Below are 15549 nucleotides of genomic sequence, written 5' to 3' on the forward strand. Positions count from 1 at the left end.
GTGCGATTGGATTTGTTATCCCTGAACGAATTATCAGGGCGAAGTAGGAATGGTCATGAAACCAACTCAAGTATTGTTGCTGTGTGGTGGCGGTAGCGCTGAACATGAAGTATCGATGGTGTCAGCAAACTATCTGGAATCTGAATTAAAAAAGCTGCCATCCGTTTCAGTTATCCGCGTTGAAATCACCAAAGAGGAAGGCTGGAAAGACGGCCAAGGACAAGATTGCCGACTGAATCTTGATAAAACCCTCAAAGTGGGTGATGAGATCATTAATATTGATTATGCCGTCCCTTGTATTCACGGCTTTCCTGGCGAAACAGGAGATATCCAGTCCTTGTTTGAGCTTGCAGGTGTGCCATACATGGGCTGCGATTCGTCAGCCAGCAACGTCTGCTTCAATAAGATCACTTCAAAGTTGTGGTTTGATGCGATTGGCATACCCAATACTCCCTATGTTTTCCTGACAGACAACAACGAAGAAAGTATTGAAAAAGCAGAAGAGGCTTTTGAGCGTTGGGGTGCGATATTCGTTAAAGCTGCGTGTCAGGGCTCTTCTGTTGGTTGCTATAAAGTGACGGATAAAAAAGCCGTGCGAGAATCTGTCGAAGGCGCATTTGGCTACTCCAATCAGGTACTGGTTGAGAAGGCCGTTCGTCCACGAGAATTGGAAATCGCGGCGTACCATTTTAACGGTGAAGTCGTTGTCACGCGTCCAGGTGAGATTGCTTGTCCTGAAGACACTTTCTATACCTATGACGAGAAATACAGTGCGGGAAGCCACAGCCAAACGACCGTAGAGCCAGAAAATCTGACGGAAGACCAGGTTGAGAAAATGCGCGAGTACGCTGAGAAAGCGTTTGTTCACCTGAAGCTCAAAGATTTGTCGCGTATCGATTTCTTCCTGACGCCTGAGGGTGAGGTGCTACTGAACGAAATCAACACCTTCCCTGGTATGACGCCGATTTCCATGTTCCCAAAACTCGTTGAGCACAATGGTCATACGTTCTCTGAGTATTTGGCTAGCTGCATTCGCTCGGGAGTTAACGTCGGCTAAAGCCAATGGCTCCTAATCTTTATCCAGCTTACGTTTAAACTTATCCATTGCCTCGTCACGAGCCTGCTTATTTCCAACATATTGAGCTGGCATGGCGGGGCTTTTCCATCTTCCCTGTTGTTGAATTTCTTTTATAGTCAAACCAGAGTCTGACAAATCCTGACTGGCACCTACACGCGGCGATTGACCCGAAAACGTCAATGTACTTTGAACACCTAACTCTTCGGCTGCACGCCTGAAAACACGGTAAATCGATGAGTGATCCATGGGTGCATCACCAAGCTGTTGGTGTTTATTGATTCGGCGCAGCAATGGGCCTTCCGACATGGCTGTCATTTCAAACCATTGTTCAATCAAAGCCGAAGCTTCCGAAGAAAGCTCCATGACGTTATCTGAAATGCGGAGCGTATAACCGAGGTCGGTTTTCTCAATGTCGTCGTATTGGATAGCAGCCAGTTCGCTCCGTTTTAACATGCATTCGAAGCATAGAGTCCAAATGAGTAAGTCCCGGATATCTTTGAGCCGATCACTATTGCTAAGTCTTGAATGTAGTGATTGAAGATGATGGTAATGAAAAGCGTTGGCTTGACCGGCTTCGTCTGCTTTCTCTCGGTAAAGTTTATTGAGTGTGAAGCGCACTTCTCTATGACGAGTTGGATCAGAAAGCGCATGGATACGATGCAACATCGAAATCGTAATGATATAGCGCTTAATGCTGGATGCTTTACGCGTTGTGGCTTTGCTCTCCACAAAGCGACGAACTGCAGTGACGGCAGCGGGCAGGGGGGAAACATTTACCTCTCGGCAATATTCAATAAATACCTGCCAATCGTTTTGAAAACTGAGTAGTGAATTCTTTCTATACAACCCGAGTGTCAAAGCTTGCCAAGCTTCTAAAGGCACATCTCCTTGTTTAAATAGGGAGATGCTGTTTTTGGCTGTTACCGGGTCAGAAATAGGGTCTATTTTTTTCACTTTAATGCACTATAACTTAAATTTGTTAATTCGATTATTCCATTCGTAAGGCGATATGGAAAGCGCGACTGATCACATAAACTCATTAAGAATTGTCAGTATTTCTAGTCTAACAAAGGTCAGAAATTTGGTTGTTAATGCTATTTTGGTCTAATTTACATAGTGATACGTGGTTTGTTTCATATCATTCTTTAATTTGTATCCAAGACGGGTTCTACAAGGAGGTAGCAAGCGCTTGGATTTTGCTCCAAGAGGAGAGAGTCGATGAGAAAGCGCTTATATCATCGTGGATACAACATCGAGCTGGCTGATGAAAAGACACAACAATACAGTGCCCGTTTAGGTGGTAAGCGTGTGACCGGTACTTTGCTGGGTGTTAAACAGTCTATTGATTGGTGGTGTGAAACCAACGTTGTTTGTATGCCGGATGAATTCGAAAAACAAGAATTCAATGCGCCTAAAGAGAAGAAGACGGAAGAGTACAAAGGCATTCAAATCATGATTGACAGCCCAGAAGATGAAAAGGGCTGGTACATGATGGTCAGGGGAAAACTCTTGAAAGGGTCTCTTCCTGCGTTGAAAAATTTTATCGACAAAAAGCTCGTTACCAAGACTTAATGCTTTTGTTGCCAACCATTTATCGAATCGTGTTTAAGACGATAAATCTTAGGCAGATATCACGTTAATTGTCGAACTATCCATTCTTTTTCATTAAAATCGCCCCGATAACAAATTTATACTCAATTTTCTTCTAACTGCCTGATCCTTGGCGGTTAAGTCAATGGGTAAGCAATCCATAGAACAGGTAGCGAATGAAAAAGCGATATTCTCATCGTGGTCATACTATTGAATGTAAGGACGATGTTTATACGTCAATTGTCGCAGGAAGAACGGTATCCGGAACGATGCTGGGCGTAAAACAGTGCATTGACTGGTGGTGCGACACGAGGATTTTCCGAAAACCCTCTGAATTTGGGCGACAGACTTTTCGCTCTGCTCAGGGGCCTTCAACGGAAATGTACAAAGGCATTCAGATTATGAGTGACGATAAACAACCAGGGCTTTGGTACATACTGGTTCGTGGGCAGCTTCTCAAAGGCCCTTTACCGAAGATTAAACAGTTTATCGACCAAAATGCGCTTTCACGCTAATTCCGTCGTTAACGTATTCTGATAGCGCCAGTTTTGATAGCATTGGCGCTATCAACAAGCGTCAAAGAGTGAAATATGAGAGACGATAACAGCCGCCTGGTGTATTCAACCGATTCCGGGCGTATTAAGGAAGAAAAGCAGGCGCCAGTTCGTGAAAAAGGCGACGGTATCGTTCGGATTCAGCGTCAAACCAAAGGCCGCAAGGGCAAAGGGGTTTGTCTGGTGACGGGGTTGGAGATTGATGATGCCGCACTGAAATTGGTCGCCGCTGAGCTAAAGAAAGTTTGTGGTTGTGGCGGTGCCGTAAAAGATGGCGTGATTGAAATTCAAGGTGATAAGCGTGACCAAATCAAAGCGTATCTTGAGAAGAAAGGTCACACAGTCAAACTGGCTGGCGGTTAATTTTCCTTCCAGAAAGACATAAAAAAAGAGATGCCAAATGGCATCTCTTTTTTGTTATGCAAGAGGGGTTGTTCGATTAGCCTTTGTAGCGTTGGATAGCACCGCTTTCCAGACGCGCCAGGTAATCGTTCATGTCCGCTTTGATTTCTGGAACCAGACGGTACAGACCGACGATGTTAACCAGAGCCATTGCGAAGATCATTGCATCAGAGAAGTCGATAACTGGACCCAGGTTCATCGATGCACCGATAACAACGAAGACGCAGAACATGACCTTGAAAATCATTTCAGCACGCTTGCTCTCGCCGAACAGGTAAGTCCAAGCTTTCAGGCCGTAGTAAGACCAAGAAATCATGGTAGAGAACGCAAACAATACTACTGCGATAGCCAGAATGTATGGGAACCATGAGATTGATGCTTCAAATGCTGCTGAAGTCAGTGCAACACCGCTCAGCTCCTGACCTTCATACAACTGGCCGGTAATGATAATAACCAGAGCAGTCATGGTACAGATAACAACGGTATCGATGAACGGTTCCAGCAGAGATACGAAACCTTCAGACATGTGTTCTTTGGTTTTTACTGCTGAGTGAGCGATTGCCGCAGAACCAACACCCGCTTCGTTCGAGAACGCGGCTCGTTTGAAGCCCTGAATCATGGCACCGATAACACCACCTGCGACACCTTCACCAGTGAATGCACCGTTGAAGATTGCGCCGAATGCTGCACCTACTTGGTCGATGTGCATCAGGATGATAATCAGAGCTGCACCAACGTAAACAATCGCCATGAAAGGAACGACTTTCTCAGTCACTTTCGCGATTGACTTGATACCACCGATGATTACTACACCAACGATAACCGCCATGATAAGACCAAACAACCAGCCTTTATCCGCGAAGAAAGACATGTCGCCACCGGTAACGCCAACAACTTGTTTGAACGCCTGGTTAGCCTGGAACATGTTACCGCCACCCAAAGCACCGCCGACCGCACAAACTGAGAATAAAACGGCGAGGGTACGACCAAATGCTGGGTTACCTTTGTTAGCCAGACCTTTGCTCAGGTAGTACATAGGACCACCGGAAACAGAACCATCTGGGTTAGTGTTACGGTATTTTACACCAAGCGCACACTCTACAAACTTGGTAGACATACCGAGCAGACCCGCAAGGATCATCCAGAAGGTTGCACCTGCACCACCGATAGAGATTGCCACAGCAACACCAGCGATGTTACCAAGACCAACCGTACCGGAGAGTGCTGTTGCAAGGGCCTGAAAGTGCGAGACCTCACCTGGCTCTTTAGGGTCTGTGTAGTCACCTTTAACAAGGCGGATTGCATGGGTGAATCCACGAACGTTAATAAAGCCCAGATACAGCGTAAAGATGACAGCGGCAACAACCAGCCACATTACGATCCATGGCGCTTCAGCATCTAGAAAGGGGAGTGGAACAGAGGAGAAGATCATACCCACGAATGGGTTTACAATTGGAGCGACTATTTCATTGATTGCTTCATCGATCCCTGCCGCAGAGGCTGAGCTCGCAAACAACGAAAGTCCAGCAGTCGTCATTATACGTTTCATTACCGAGTCCTTTTCTTTTTTATATAGCTTCATACTTACCGCAATATGCTGTGTTACATGATTGTTAACAAACATTGCGCTGCGGATTATTTCACGTATAAACATATTTGCAATATATTTCGACCCCTCGGTTTTGCATTTTTTATAACAAGATAAAGCGCTCACACTTTTCTAACTTCACTCCCCTTTGATAATTTATTCCGCGAATTTTGTTCGATAGAAAATAATGCCGACAGGTGGTGTATAAATAACTGTGCAAATATAGTTTTTGCTTTCTTTAATTCATTCAGATGCCTGCAAGCGCTTTCTCGTGGGGCATTCATTGCACCGCTGTAAAGCAAGCTGATAAAGGTTGTTGTTAACAGATGAATTTAAATAACTATTTCATCAATCCTTAAATATGGCATGTGAAGCAATATTGAGAACCAATTAAATTGGTAAGAAATTAACACTGGAATTAGAAAAGTATTAAGCCGCAAATATTCTGGTCATTCTTATGTATGAAACAAACTAAATTCCTAGTAAATGTTTATGCGAAGTAAAATAGGATGGTGAGATTGGATGGTTTTTAATCGTTCGAATCTGATAATTAGTGATGGTAATCACATTAAGAATATCTATCCGATTAAGTTGGTTTTTTAAGCATAATTAGTCATTTTATTATCCTATTCAGTCATGCTGTGGTTAGCTAAGTTCACTGCTTCACCAACGCTGATCTTCCTGTCGATTGTCGTGGGTACGATAGCGTCTGATGTGGTGATGCAGAGACAATCCGAGTCGAGTCGGGTGCTTTTAACAAAGTACCTGGAAGTGCTGCCGTCTATTTCTTTGGAAATGGTTAAAGCACAAAGTGCACTGGAAGCATCTGATGGCACAGTACTCGTTCCCCAACAAGTGAATATGCTTGAAGATACGCTCGCCAAGTTGCTCACTAGCCAATACTCAACTTTCGAACAACGAAGACTCGCCATGAAAATTGAGATCCTTCGCGCCAGCCGAATGACCAGCGATGAGTATGAAAGAGAGCTTCACCGTATTGGTGATGATGGCTGTGAACCAAATACCCAATTAGTCAATCAAATTGCTAAGCTTGAACCACTGACACTTAGACCTCAGTATCAGGTTACCCTTTGTTATCTTAACAGTGATGGTACAACCATGATGTCCAGTGCTTCATCCTTAGACTTGAGCGCAAGTGAAGAGCTGGAGCCATAGCAGCCTGTCGTATTTGACCATGCTGCCTATTCTCATTGAATCAATGTTGAGTAATTTGGAAGGTGCTCAACAAAGCGCTGCTGCACATCCAAATACGTTTTTCTATAGATATCATCAATCTTATCTGCGGCTGGGAAGAGAGCCGAGAATCCCGGGTGCTTCAGGTCTATCGTCATTTCCGCCGCCCGCTGCATATGAGCAATAAAAACTCGCGGGTCTTCTAAACCCACTGCAATACGCAGTGTTGTCGGTTTGATACCTGCTTCATTCAGAGCTTCTTTGGAAAGTTCTGAATGTGTTGTCATCGCAGGGCACAATGCAACTGTGTTGGTCTGTCCAAGGCTGACCTGCATACCAATGGCAGGTTCAAGCATGTCAAAGAATTGCTTAAATGCGGTTTGTTCAATGGCTTTGCGGTTAGCTTTGCCTTCCATGTCGATAGTGAATAAGGAAGCTGGTAATCCCAGGCGCATTTGAGATTGCATTAACGCATAGTTTGGGCTGTCAGGCAGAGCAGGGCATGACACGTTGATATCGGGGTGAAGTGCGAATATGCGCGCCAGAGACAGGGTGTTGATGGCTTTCTGCAGTACACGTAATTCAAACGTCTTCATCCCATTAAGAACCTCAAATGCTTTGTCAGCATCGAGGAACGCGCCTTTGATGTAATAAACGTTCCAGAACAGAGTGTTATTCCAGTTAACTTCACGCTCCTTTCCACTTGGTGTCTTGCATGTGACGCTGTCACCTTTCGGGATAAACATATCCTCATTCCGGCCAATCACAACACCTGCTGTTGTGCTTCCAGAACCCGCCAATTCCTTCGTGTATGAATGAATGACGAAGTCCGGACGTTCCATCGGATCACTTCTTTTTAACACAGGGTGGAGGAAGGGCGTGCCCACTGTGGTGTCCACCATGATGGTCCAATCACGTTCATGGGCCGCTCGGCTGACGCCAGCAACATCGAGAACGAAACCGTGAGGGTTGCAAGGACTCTCGAGATACACATAGATCTTACGGCCAGCTTTTATTCTGTCCGCATATTTCTTTTCTGCTGCATCCATGGCTTTAGCGAAGGTCACTTCATCGTAGCCATCCACCCATTCTATCGCCACGTCCAGATTAGAGGACTTGCGATACCAGTCTTGGAGTAGTTGGTAACTGCCGCCATAAATATTTCGCGAGGCCAGCACGATATCTTCGCGTCCAAGCAGGTGACTTAACAAACCATCAATTGCTGCCATCCCTGAGTTAAAGTTCCAAGCGAGATATTGGTCTGCCATGTCACCGGCTTCGATATCGACGATGTGATTCGCCAGCGCTATCGATGTTGGGTTCAGCAATCGGGAATAGATTTCGTGCAGGGGCTCCCTGCCATTAAAGGCATCTTCTACCCATTCAGTACAGGCAAATAAATAAGTCGCAGTACGTGTGATTACAGGTGCTGCAGAAAAAATCGCCGCCACATTATCAAAAATAGGGTAAGCGCCTTTAGCAGCGAAATGCCCGTTTTTGGTTGCGATGGACTTGTAGGTTGCGCGCATTGGGTTCTGTAGGTTGTCGAGAATTTTTGCTAACTGAAAAGACAGAAACCGTTTAGCGTTAAACCATGCAATACGATCGTTTCTGTCTAAATCATTCAGCCCATCCAACGTAATGGCCCAAAGATCGTGTGTATGATGATTCGCTGTGTATAAGGTGGTGGCAAGTGAGACCAGCGCTTGACCGAAATCTGACTTCGTATCTATGCCGAAGTGTTTTGCCTGTTCGGTGGCTAGAGATGCCGCATCTTCCAGCTTTGTTGTATTCCGTAAAGGACTGAGTTGAGTGGCTTTATTCATCGCTAATTCCCTTAACTAATGGTCGTTCTGGTATATAAGGATCACATTAGCCAAAGCAGCGATAAGGATGATTGCGAAATACCCCCTATAATTGTTAAAAAATGGCAGATCCTGCCAATACTAGAGTTTTTAGCGCTAGTTATGGAGGTTATAACAGGGTATGGAGCATAATCTTGACAGCATCGACAAGAAGATTTTGGACGAACTCCAGAGAGAAGGGCGCCTGACCAACCAAGAGCTATCAGACCGTGTTTCTTTGTCTCCATCACCTTGTTTACGCCGTGTTAGGACACTGGAGAAAAAAGGGATCATTACTGGCTATCATGCCCATATTGATCAAGAAAAATGTGGGCTACCCATTAATGTCTTTGTATTGGTTAAACTCGAAAAACCGACCGAAGATAATATGATCAAATTTGAGTCGTTGATCGAACAAATGGATGAGGTATTGGAGTGCTTTCTGATGACAGGCACTCACGACTACCTACTTCATGTTGTCAGTGAATCACTCAAAACATATGAGCGGTTTATTCGCAGAGAGTTGACCCGTCTTCCCAATATTGCAGCCATTGAATCCAGTTTTGCTTTCGGGCAGGTCAAAAAGCGTTCCCGTTTACCCATCTAACTGTTGTCGTTTTAATTCCTTTTTGAACAAATCGAGAAGGGCTTTAGCTCCTTGTGTCAGACGCCTTCCTGGCCAGCTGGCAAAAATATAGATATCAGGCATGACAACATGATCAATTTTCTCTAATCGGCCTTTTTCCAGATAGGGTTTTGTGGGAAGGCCAGTGAATAGAGTGGCTCCTAGTCCGTCATATGCCATTTGCTGTGCGGCTATGGCATTGTCAGCCGCTGCAACCGATTTTAGCTTAAGCATCGTGTCCGTGCTTCTTAGCTTCATCTCTTTAGTTTCCGGCAAACGAAGCAAGCGAATAAAAGGAGCGCCTTCTGGATACATACCGTCGTGGATGTTCTGAATGATCTCAGGAGAAGCAGCCAGGAAAGGACGAGTTTTCATGATCACATCTTCATGACTTTCTGCTTGGCCTTGAAGTTTGCCCACACGAATAGCCAAATCGATGTCTGCTTCAGACATATCCATTACCTGATCAGAAGCAAACAATTTCACTTCCACATTCGGGTATTGCTTATTGAAGCTTGATATAACACTCGGCATCAGGTGGGTGCCAATATCGACGGGCGTGGTAATAGACAACACCGAAGGAATGGCGTCTGGATCGATATCCTCGCTCACAGTGTCGAGTAAGGTGTAAACCAAGTGGTGATAGCGTTCATAAGCACGTTGACCAGCATTAGTGAGTTTCATTTGTCTGCTTTCGCGGTGGAACAGCTGAACATTCCAAATCTCTTCTAAATATTTGAGAGATTCACTAATCCTTGACGGCGCAATTCCCAACGCTTCTCCAGCATGCGTGACAGATTGGTTCGACACGACTGCTAAAAAGTGGGAGATGGGCTTTATCATTGACAGAGATTTCTTAAAAGACGTCATGCTTCACCTAACTTTCCAGAATCCGTAATGATTTATACAAATATCACTGTTTACGATGTCAACTTGAGTGAGCACACTATAAGCGCAATGTGAATATGCCTTGTATTAATTGTGGTTATTATATATTCCCGCAGCAATGTTAAGGTTAGTTCAATGCAACTGCATAACTCCGCTACATAGCTACCCCTCTTGCTCATGTAGCTAATCAAATAAGTACCTTTTTTTGCCAATTTGCGGCTTATAAAATGTAAGCCGCACTCTTTTTCAAGCAAGCGCTTGCACAGAAAAATATACTTAAATTCAATTACCTTAGGCTGTCGTCTTTTGGACTCCATATATTCTTTTGCCTTTCTCTACGACAAGTGGCGCTTTACAATACGACAAATGGCGCACATAATTTAACCAAAGCTTATGGGAGGTTGGTATGTACGCAGAGCAGTTAATGTCGCTTGGTATCGTAAAAGAGGGCCAAGTCATCAATCAGGATATGGAACTGGATATCATCCGCCACGGACTGAAAGTTAAACATGCGCGCAAGGTCATGAAAGAAATGGCCATGAGCAGTGGCGAGTGGGTCACTTTGATTGGCCTAAGCCCAAGAAGCCTCCAGCGTAAAAGCGATTCAGACCTTTTGACACCTTCGCAATCAGAAAAGACACTCGCTATTCGTCGTGTTGTTGATCTGGCCGTCGAATATTACGAAGACCGTGCAACAGCGCTGGATTGGCTGAAAACACCACAAGTAGCTTTTGGTGGGAAAGCCGCTGTTGATTATCTGGATACCAACACCGGCATTCAATATGTAGAAAACGTGCTTAACCGCCTGATGCATGGCATGACCGCTTAATGGAAGTATTTCGACTCTCCGTAAAGCGGTTTGCCGATCTCAGTGGGATGGGGGGTATGTTTGGATCTGGCCGTTGGCATCAGAAAGGCCAACCCATTCTCTACACTGCAGGCTCACGCTCTCTGGCTGCGCTTGAACGCTTTGTTCATGAAAGCCCAGTTCAAATGCCTCCTTTAGTTATGATGACCATCTACATACCAGACGATCTACCAATCAAACGAGTCTCAGAGCAAGAACTCCCAAATGGTTGGGACGCTGTGCCAGATGCCGATACGTCACGTAACTACGGAACCGCCTGGCTTCGAGAAATGACGACACCAATCATTCAGTTACCATCAGCGATCATCGCCAGCGAATACAACTTCCTGATCAATCCCGCGCATCCTGCCAGTCACAAAGTCAAAATCATCGACCAACGTGATTTCTATTACGACAGTCGTCTGAAGCGAATGATGCGTTAGGAAAGTCATTCCAAACAAAAGCGCTGATGACGCAGCAACGGTCAGCGCTTCTTCAAAGATAATTGCAGAGACGCGAAGAGCTCAGTTGGAACAGAATGATCCAACATGAGCGTCTTAGAGAATGGGTAATTATCTATTTTATGGTAAATAGATAATTGCGTTTAATAGACTGAAATCTTTGAAGAAAGTGGGTAACGACAGACGTAGGAGAGTCAGATTTGGCGTAGCTGCATATCTTATTTAACATAAGATAGATAATGCGCACTTGGGCATCGCTAGTTAGCCGCTAGATTTCGGCAGAGTTTACACGAATTGGTCTTTGAAGTTTGGATACTCTGAGTCTGAGTTAATAAATACAACCAAAACAAATCTATACTCGCGCACTCAACCAAACATGACTCCTCCCACAGACGCATAGCAGTTTGATACATCGAATTGCTTCAGTTCAGAGAATTACTCGTAAAGATTTGAGACTGGCCAGCTTCCACTATGAACATCTGAGCTGACTTTCGTTACTCTCGTCATGTGTTCTCAGTAAACGGAAAACTGCCCTAAGGACATGTGAAACTATCAGGTTGTTTTTTCACAATGAATTCCATGGGAACACCTATCGAACTATTTCAATTAATAAGGGATAAACCAATGAAAGCAAGCAACCTTTGCATCATTACATTGGCTATGACAACGTCGTTCGGTGTGTTGGCAAAAGACGCAAACGCGCCGGTATCAGACGCTGTTATTTCTGAGCAACGTCAAGAGCTGGCTGAAAACACAGAAGATGAAGGATTTGGTCCTCAATCACCGCGTGATATTGATTCTAAAGCAGGCAATAACACCACTTTGTTCAGCACGGCACCGTCTTACACAGAAATGAACCTGTGTAACATCCACTTCCACAAAAATGCTGAGCACAAAGGCGGCGAATTTACGCTTTATGCAGGAAATGGCGATGGTGAAGGCTACCACACCGGTTACCGCTACTCTGGTAAGTTGTCAGATGCTGAACTCGCACCAGTAAAAAACAAGGTTTGCCCGAGTAAGCATGGCGACCTGAAACCTGGTGATACCATTGAAGTTCACTATGTTCACTCAACGGCGCAGGTTGAACCCGGCCCGACGCTTGGTGCGTGTTTGAGTGATGCCAACAAAAACCCGCAGCTTCGTGTAGAAACGCAGGTTTACGTGCTGGTGAACGATAAAAATGCTTACGACTTTGAAGAACTGACAGAGCATGAAGTTCAGGATGGCGTGCATCAGGCGGTTGCGATTCCTACTAACACGGGCAAGCCAATTCAATACATGGGTTCAACCACTGGTCCTGGCTACAACGAGAAAGGATCGCCATTCCAGGTCACCTGGAGCGTTCGTCCGAAAGTGGCGAAAGTGAATATCGAATCCGTTGGTGAATGGTGTGAAGGCAATGTCTTCGATGAAGACCATGCACACGGCGTGCGTAACCTTGTGGTGAACAAAGATCTGTTGTCTGAGATTGTGAACTAAGGTTCTCTGAACAAGGGCGTAGACAGTGTTATGCGCCCTATTCTTCTTACTGTTTTGTTTGCCTTAGTAAGACAAAAAGAAATGGCGCTTTCGCGCCATTTTTCTATTCGTAACAAACCGCTTGGAGCTTATTTCCGTCTGGATCTCTAACGTAAGCAGCGTAGTAATTCGGCCCATAGTGCTCCCTTAAACCCGGAGCCCCTTCATCCGCGCCACCATTGGCCAATGCTTCAACGTAAAACTCATCGACCGCTTCACGGCTTGCCGCTTTAAAGGCGACGTGTGTACCGTTGCCCCATGTTGCAGGCCTGCCATCAAACGGCTTGCAGAGATACAGGAACGGCATTTGGTCATCTTTGGCGTAAAGCGGTGGTTTACCGGGTGGTTTGGGTACACGTGTCATTCCCAACGGCTTTAATACCGAATCGTAGAAAGCTGACGCTCTTTCATAGTCATTAGTACCCAGTGTGATGTGGCTGATGATAGACATGTCTGAATCCTTATTTTCTTTCGCTCGGTACCGCTGAGCCTGATTTATCTGTCGTTTTCGACCAGGGTGATAACGTCCCGAGCTTTAACAAAATGGTCTAGTTCGTGAGTTTTTATCCACCAAGTCGCCGCTTCCATGAGTAGTTCTGGGTCATCATTTTTGTTCGCAAAGAATGCATAAAAGGAGACGTTTACGTTATCTCCTTTCGTCAGGATTTTCTTTTTACAGACCTCAATAACTTTTGTGCGCAATGAATCTCTCATGTTTTACCTGAATTAGGGCTATTCGAATCGCAATACTGTATATAAATACAGCCCATGTTAAAAGTGGCACTTGTGAGAATTTGAACCACCCTACACTTCTTTTGAATCTAGGGGCTGTTGACTTTTGGTGATGATTTTTGCAGCAGTTTGTGGGGATTTTATGCAAGGCAGAGGCTTCGATGTGTAGCTCGCCTACATGAGAAGTCGATAACGCAGCAGAACTTCCCCACAAACGCTGCCCGAAGGGTTCTGCTCTAAGCGTTTTATGCTTTGTTGAGGTGTATTTGCTTAGAATGACTAGGCGGCACACACCTCGCCGCGCCTAAAACGCTTATAGCGAGAACAAAATTTAACCACCAAAGGTCAACAGCCCCTAGGGACGCGATACATTGAGTGGTATTGATAGGATGTTGATAGTGAGAATTGTATGGCGGGAATTGTTGATTTAAATGCCCTTTTAGCTTCGATGAAGCCAGAGCTGATGCAAGATGAGTTTGTGTTTTGCACCGTTTCGGGCGAGCTTGCAGATTTTGTTGAGCTAGCCCCACTGGCTACGTTTCAGGAAACCGAAGGGTTGACCTTATTGCTGGAGAAATCAGTGGCCGATTCTGCAAACATGGTATTTGAAGGTGTCTACCGTCAGATAACCCTGACGGTGCATTCAAGCCTCGATGCTGTGGGTTTAACGGCCGCAGTATCGACGAAGTTGGCAGAGAAAGGCATCAGTGCCAACGTGCTTGCCGCCTACTACCACGATCATATCTTTGTGCAGGCAGAAAAAGCGGAAGCAGCGCTGGCGGCATTGCTGGAGTTTTCCGTCTGAATAAACTGGCTTCTAGTGAGAAGATGCCAGTTTTACTATGAAAGCCCGAAGGTCAATTTAGCGAACTCGTTTCGCAATATTTGCGGAGATCTTCACTGACCTTAAACTTGTGGCTTTGTGCTAAATGGAAGTGCACTAGCATCAACAGATCACTGGCGAAATATCTCTCGAAATCATCTGCGTCATTTTCAATGCATATTGCTTCACAGCGCTGTGCATGTGTTCGCGCTTCCTCATATCGGCCTGCTTTAATGAAGCTCATAGCCAGTCGGTATTCAGCACGCTCTTCTTGCATCCAGCCTCCTGCAACTCGCCAAAACTGTAAAGCCAGTTGCGCTGCTTTTATCATTTGTTGGTCTTGCTCTATCGAGCGTTCTTCCAACCCCTCAAACTGACACGCTAAGTTATTACCAGTGATAGCAAGAGCACGCGCAAGGGGTTTTGATACTGAACTCGTGCTAACGCCTTCCGTTGCCATCGTTAACCATTGAGAGGCTTGAGCTGTGTTTTCTAATGCGGCGTACTCATTGGCAATTTGCGCAGACACTCGGTGCTGATCATCGATCGCCAAATGGCTCATGTCAGAAAGCTTTTTGGTATGAAAGTAATCTGCCACGACTTGCGCACGAAGGCTTGAAGGAAGATTTGCTCGGTTAGGTGGCAAGGATGACAGTAGGTGTAATAGCTTGTCAGGAGCGTTCAGGTGTCCTATTGCTGTATGGAGTAATAAGGTCATCGCAGATTCGGTTTGCTCTGGTTCCAAGCTACCTAACATAGAGGCCATTGAATCAAAAACCGAGTTTGGCTCTGACTCATGTATTTGCCACCCTTGGTTCAATAGTGAATTGAAATCTTGTTCTTTATTGTTCGACATACCGACTGTCCTTGTCCTGTTGAGTCTTCATTATGAGGCTTGAACAGGCGTAGTCGATCGCGATGCAAAGGCTCTGGAAGGACGTCACTATTTTTCTAGTGACTAAAAAGCATTAATAAGCAAATACATAGGTGGTGCCTGAAGCACTGGACTACTGGACCATGATGGGTTTACCTTCAGAAAGTACAACAAAGTACTCTCCTCGCATAAATACCCCTAACACTTTATTGCTGCTGATGTCTTCCCAGGCTGCACCATCATCAGATTGTGAAAATGCGTCGATGAACATCAACTTAACGTATTGCTCATAGGTCAGTACTTCGCGCTTCACGAAGCCACCAAATGGATAGTAAATCAAACTGCCGTCTCTCAAGTAGGCAGGGATCATCTGACCTTTTTGGTGCTCGTCAGAGCCGCTCATCACAACGGCTTTATAATTGTGTCGGTATCGGATTGCAGGCATAACAATAAATACTGTTTATATATACAGTATAATTCTACTCTGTTTATGAAGAACGGCAAGCGGCTTTGATTAGACGGTTAACG

The 15549-nt window shown here is 45.2% G+C and carries 18 protein-coding genes; 10 read left to right on the plus strand and 8 right to left on the minus strand.

The genetic code is table 11. The features are described 5' to 3' along the window. Window positions 1-55 precede the first annotated feature (55 nt). Window positions 56-1057 carry a D-alanine--D-alanine ligase gene (locus D515_RS02770; protein ID WP_002535836.1) on the plus strand — a complete coding sequence of 334 codons (1002 nt, stop codon included), beginning with the start codon at window positions 56-58 and terminating at the stop codon, window positions 1055-1057. Window positions 1058-1069: 12 nt separating this feature from the next. Here D515_RS02770 and D515_RS02775 read toward each other — a convergent pair whose 3' ends face one another. Continuing rightward, the gene (locus D515_RS02775; RefSeq protein WP_002535837.1) at window positions 1070-2032 is read right to left on the minus strand and encodes a tyrosine-type recombinase/integrase; all 963 of its coding nucleotides are present in this window, start codon (window positions 2030-2032) and stop codon (window positions 1070-1072) included. A 264-nt stretch (window positions 2033-2296) separates the two neighbouring features. On the opposite strand from D515_RS02775, the gene D515_RS02780 reads away from it, so the two are divergent. The 3 genes from D515_RS02780 (at window position 2297) to yciH (ending at window position 3585) form a co-directional block, all read left to right on the plus strand. Continuing rightward, complete coding sequence (locus tag D515_RS02780) at window positions 2297-2650, plus strand: DUF3319 domain-containing protein (RefSeq protein WP_002535838.1); 354 nt, start codon at window positions 2297-2299, stop codon at window positions 2648-2650. Window positions 2651-2844: 194 nt separating this feature from the next. Next, window positions 2845-3183, plus strand: a complete 339-nt coding sequence (locus D515_RS26325; protein ID WP_039849543.1) for a DUF3319 domain-containing protein — start codon at window positions 2845-2847, stop codon at window positions 3181-3183. 75 nt (window positions 3184-3258) lie between these two features. After that, a complete protein-coding gene (gene yciH, locus D515_RS02790) occupies window positions 3259-3585 on the plus strand; it encodes a stress response translation initiation inhibitor YciH (RefSeq protein WP_002535840.1) in 327 nt (108 codons plus the stop codon). A gap of 76 nt (window positions 3586-3661) precedes the next feature. On the opposite strand, the gene D515_RS02795 is transcribed toward yciH, so the two are convergent. Further along, window positions 3662-5173, minus strand: a complete 1512-nt coding sequence (locus D515_RS02795) for an alanine/glycine:cation symporter family protein (RefSeq protein WP_002535841.1) — start codon at window positions 5171-5173, stop codon at window positions 3662-3664. A 675-nt stretch (window positions 5174-5848) separates the two neighbouring features. Here D515_RS02795 and D515_RS02800 point away from each other — a divergent pair. Next, window positions 5849-6388, plus strand: coding sequence for a hypothetical protein (locus tag D515_RS02800; RefSeq protein WP_002535842.1), 540 nt, complete (start codon window positions 5849-5851; stop codon window positions 6386-6388). A 32-nt stretch (window positions 6389-6420) separates the two neighbouring features. On the opposite strand, the gene D515_RS02805 is transcribed toward D515_RS02800, so the two are convergent. After that, the gene (locus D515_RS02805) at window positions 6421-8232 is read right to left on the minus strand and encodes a trans-sulfuration enzyme family protein (RefSeq protein WP_002535843.1); all 1812 of its coding nucleotides are present in this window, start codon (window positions 8230-8232) and stop codon (window positions 6421-6423) included. A gap of 160 nt (window positions 8233-8392) precedes the next feature. Between D515_RS02805 and D515_RS02810 the strand changes: the two genes are divergently transcribed. Further along, window positions 8393-8857, plus strand: a complete 465-nt coding sequence (locus D515_RS02810; RefSeq protein ID WP_002535844.1) for an Lrp/AsnC family transcriptional regulator — start codon at window positions 8393-8395, stop codon at window positions 8855-8857. Here the strand turns inward: D515_RS02810 and D515_RS02815 are convergent. Beyond that, window positions 8846-9745 (minus strand): LysR family transcriptional regulator, encoded by a 900-nt coding sequence (locus tag D515_RS02815; RefSeq protein ID WP_039849544.1) that lies wholly within the window; start codon window positions 9743-9745, stop codon window positions 8846-8848. The two genes, D515_RS02810 and D515_RS02815, sit on opposite strands and share 12 nt — an antisense overlap. A gap of 424 nt (window positions 9746-10169) precedes the next feature. On the opposite strand from D515_RS02815, the gene parS reads away from it, so the two are divergent. From parS to D515_RS02830, 3 genes are all read left to right on the plus strand, one after another. Beyond that, window positions 10170-10592: a type II RES/Xre toxin-antitoxin system antitoxin gene (gene parS / locus D515_RS02820; RefSeq protein ID WP_002535846.1), complete on the plus strand. Its 423-nt coding sequence runs from the start codon at window positions 10170-10172 to the stop codon at window positions 10590-10592. Next, entirely contained in the window at window positions 10592-11053 is a 462-nt protein-coding gene (locus D515_RS02825) for an RES family NAD+ phosphorylase (RefSeq protein ID WP_039849545.1), read from the plus strand. Before parS ends, D515_RS02825 begins: the two co-directional genes overlap by 1 nt. 678 nt (window positions 11054-11731) lie before the next feature. Next, complete coding sequence (locus tag D515_RS02830) at window positions 11732-12553, plus strand: delta-class carbonic anhydrase (RefSeq protein ID WP_369700089.1); 822 nt, start codon at window positions 11732-11734, stop codon at window positions 12551-12553. Between the two features lie 103 nt (window positions 12554-12656). Here the strand turns inward: D515_RS02830 and D515_RS02835 are convergent, their stop codons facing one another. Both D515_RS02835 and D515_RS02840 read right to left on the minus strand, forming a co-directional pair. Then, window positions 12657-13043 (minus strand): VOC family protein, encoded by a 387-nt coding sequence (locus tag D515_RS02835; protein WP_002535850.1) that lies wholly within the window; start codon window positions 13041-13043, stop codon window positions 12657-12659. Window positions 13044-13087: 44 nt separating this feature from the next. Continuing rightward, window positions 13088-13306: a DUF6500 family protein gene (locus tag D515_RS02840; protein ID WP_002535851.1), complete on the minus strand. Its 219-nt coding sequence runs from the start codon at window positions 13304-13306 to the stop codon at window positions 13088-13090. A gap of 427 nt (window positions 13307-13733) precedes the next feature. Between D515_RS02840 and D515_RS02845 the strand changes: the two genes are divergently transcribed. Further along, the gene (locus D515_RS02845) at window positions 13734-14129 is read left to right on the plus strand and encodes an ACT domain-containing protein (protein ID WP_002535852.1); all 396 of its coding nucleotides are present in this window, start codon (window positions 13734-13736) and stop codon (window positions 14127-14129) included. 52 nt (window positions 14130-14181) lie between these two features. On the opposite strand, the gene D515_RS02850 is transcribed toward D515_RS02845, so the two are convergent. Both D515_RS02850 and D515_RS02855 read right to left on the minus strand, forming a co-directional pair. Then, entirely contained in the window at window positions 14182-15003 is an 822-nt protein-coding gene (locus D515_RS02850) for a hypothetical protein (RefSeq protein WP_002535853.1), read from the minus strand. Window positions 15004-15154: 151 nt separating this feature from the next. Then, entirely contained in the window at window positions 15155-15466 is a 312-nt protein-coding gene (locus D515_RS02855) for a hypothetical protein (RefSeq protein ID WP_039849546.1), read from the minus strand. Window positions 15467-15549 lie beyond the last annotated feature (83 nt).

Origin of the sequence: Grimontia indica (assembly GCF_000333895.2) — a bacterium.
In the GTDB taxonomy this organism is placed as follows: Bacteria; Pseudomonadota; Gammaproteobacteria; order Enterobacterales; family Vibrionaceae; genus Enterovibrio; species Enterovibrio indicus.

Excerpts from the sequence above, each read along its gene's own strand:
- yciH (WP_002535840.1), top strand. The coding sequence starts at position 3,259 with ATGAGAGACGATAACAGCCGCCTGGTGTATTCAACCGATTCCGGGCGT.
- D515_RS02795 (WP_002535841.1), bottom strand. The coding sequence starts at position 5,173 with ATGAAACGTATAATGACGACTGCTGGACTTTCGTTGTTTGCGAGCTCA.
- D515_RS02840 (WP_002535851.1), bottom strand. The coding sequence starts at position 13,306 with ATGAGAGATTCATTGCGCACAAAAGTTATTGAGGTCTGTAAAAAGAAA.
- D515_RS02770 (WP_002535836.1), top strand. The coding sequence starts at position 56 with ATGAAACCAACTCAAGTATTGTTGCTGTGTGGTGGCGGTAGCGCTGAA.
- D515_RS26325 (WP_039849543.1), top strand. The coding sequence starts at position 2,845 with ATGAAAAAGCGATATTCTCATCGTGGTCATACTATTGAATGTAAGGAC.
- D515_RS02780 (WP_002535838.1), top strand. The coding sequence starts at position 2,297 with ATGAGAAAGCGCTTATATCATCGTGGATACAACATCGAGCTGGCTGAT.
- D515_RS02830 (WP_369700089.1), top strand. The coding sequence starts at position 11,732 with ATGACAACGTCGTTCGGTGTGTTGGCAAAAGACGCAAACGCGCCGGTA.
- D515_RS02805 (WP_002535843.1), bottom strand. The coding sequence starts at position 8,232 with ATGAATAAAGCCACTCAACTCAGTCCTTTACGGAATACAACAAAGCTG.
- parS (WP_002535846.1), top strand. The coding sequence starts at position 10,170 with ATGTACGCAGAGCAGTTAATGTCGCTTGGTATCGTAAAAGAGGGCCAA.
- D515_RS02825 (WP_039849545.1), top strand. The coding sequence starts at position 10,592 with ATGGAAGTATTTCGACTCTCCGTAAAGCGGTTTGCCGATCTCAGTGGG.
- D515_RS02800 (WP_002535842.1), top strand. The coding sequence starts at position 5,849 with ATGCTGTGGTTAGCTAAGTTCACTGCTTCACCAACGCTGATCTTCCTG.
- D515_RS02845 (WP_002535852.1), top strand. The coding sequence starts at position 13,734 with ATGGCGGGAATTGTTGATTTAAATGCCCTTTTAGCTTCGATGAAGCCA.
- D515_RS02835 (WP_002535850.1), bottom strand. The coding sequence starts at position 13,043 with ATGTCTATCATCAGCCACATCACACTGGGTACTAATGACTATGAAAGA.
- D515_RS02855 (WP_039849546.1), bottom strand. The coding sequence starts at position 15,466 with ATGCCTGCAATCCGATACCGACACAATTATAAAGCCGTTGTGATGAGC.
- D515_RS02810 (WP_002535844.1), top strand. The coding sequence starts at position 8,393 with ATGGAGCATAATCTTGACAGCATCGACAAGAAGATTTTGGACGAACTC.
- D515_RS02815 (WP_039849544.1), bottom strand. The coding sequence starts at position 9,745 with ATGACGTCTTTTAAGAAATCTCTGTCAATGATAAAGCCCATCTCCCAC.
- D515_RS02850 (WP_002535853.1), bottom strand. The coding sequence starts at position 15,003 with ATGTCGAACAATAAAGAACAAGATTTCAATTCACTATTGAACCAAGGG.